The sequence below is a fragment of the Mixta theicola genome, assembly GCF_002895925.1.
Classification (GTDB): Bacteria; Pseudomonadota; Gammaproteobacteria; order Enterobacterales; family Enterobacteriaceae; genus Mixta; species Mixta theicola.
Genome location: NZ_NWUO01000053.1, coordinates 1 through 636 on the forward strand (window position 1 = coordinate 1; position 636 = coordinate 636).

The following is a 636-nucleotide window of genomic DNA, read 5'->3' on the forward strand; positions in this document are numbered from 1 at the left end:
GCTCATGGTTTCCCCGGCGCTTTCCACCAGCACTGAACCGGTATCAACACGGGCAACCGAATCTTCAATCAGTGATTTGATCTCTTTCGCCGCCTGGGCGCTGCGCTGTGCCAGATTGCGCACCTCGCCCGCCACCACCGCAAAGCCACGGCCCTGTTCGCCGGCGCGTGCCGCTTCCACCGCCGCGTTCAGCGCCAGAATGTTGGTCTGGAAGGCGATGCCGTCAATCACGCTGGTAATATCGGCAATCTTCTTCGAACTGCCGGCGATTTCGCTCATGGTTTTCACCACGCCGTTCACCACCCGGCCGCCCTTCTGCGCGGTTTCCGACGCGCTCAGCGCCAGCTGCGACGCCTGACGGGCGTTCTCCGCGTTCTGTTTCACCGTGGCGGTCAGCTCTTCCATACTGGCGGCCGTCTCTTCCAGCGAGGCGGCCTGCTGTTCGGTACGGGAAGAGAGATCGTTGCTGCCGGCGGTGATTTCGCTGGCACCGGTGTAGATGGCGTCGGAACCGTCGCGCACGTCGCTGACGGTGCGTACCAGCGCCTGCTGCATATGCTTCAGGCTGGCGGCCAGCTGGCTCATCTCATTGCGCCCTTCCGCTTCGATCGGCTGCGTCAGATCGCCTGCGGCGAT

The 636-nt window shown here is 63.5% G+C and carries 1 protein-coding gene; it reads right to left on the bottom strand.

Annotated elements, in window-relative coordinates:
• The coding region (locus COO59_RS20565) for a methyl-accepting chemotaxis protein (protein WP_121494961.1) at window positions 1-636 on the bottom strand (636 nt) is incomplete at both ends.